This is a genomic window from Deltaproteobacteria bacterium, from assembly GCA_005879535.1.
Lineage (GTDB): Bacteria > Myxococcota > Myxococcia > Myxococcales > 40CM-4-68-19 > 40CM-4-68-19.
This window is the reverse complement of the sequence record VBKI01000099.1, coordinates 1-579: the sequence shown is the minus strand read 5'-3', so window position 1 is coordinate 579 and position 579 is coordinate 1. Positions and strand designations below refer to the sequence as shown.

Sequence of the window (579 nt, the reverse complement as noted above, 5' to 3'; positions counted from 1 at the left end):
AGCGGAACGTACAGGAGCTGTTGCTGGTCGACGTGGAGTGGGTGAAGACTCCGGATGGCCGGTTCGGACCGCGGGAGATTCCGGGCACGGATCGGGTGATCCCCGCGGACCTGGTGCTGCTCGCCATGGGGTTCATCGGACCGGAGAAGCCGCTCTTGCAGCAGCTCGGGGTCAAGCTGGACGAGAAGGGCAACGTCTGGACCGACCAGACCCGGATGACCAGCGTTCCCGGCGTGTTCGCGGCAGGAGACATGTCTCGCGGGCAGTCGCTGGTGGTGTGGGCGATCAAGGAAGGTCGATCGGCAGCGCAACACGTCGATCGGTACCTGTCGTACGGCGAAACGGTCCTGCCGCCGTAGGTAGTGCTGCAGTCGGAATTTGGTCGACCGCGACGCGCGCCGCGTCCTGCTGCTACCGGCGCACGCGCCGGGGCGCGATGTTCACCACTGGACACGGTCTGTGCTGGCGACGCGAAGCATTCCTACATTCACGTTCCCGCCGTGCCGCGAATCAGCCGATCCACTGCCGTCCTGCTCCTGCTCCTTGCCGCGTCCTGTGGCGGGGACGCGAGGGACAAGC

The 579-nt window shown here is 66.3% G+C and carries 1 protein-coding gene; it reads left to right on the top strand.

Features of this window, described 5'->3' with window-relative positions:
• Positions 1-359: glutamate synthase (locus tag E6J58_23410; protein ID TMB32211.1), on the top strand; the 359-nt coding region annotated here is incomplete at its 5' end.
• Positions 360-579 lie beyond the last annotated feature (220 nt).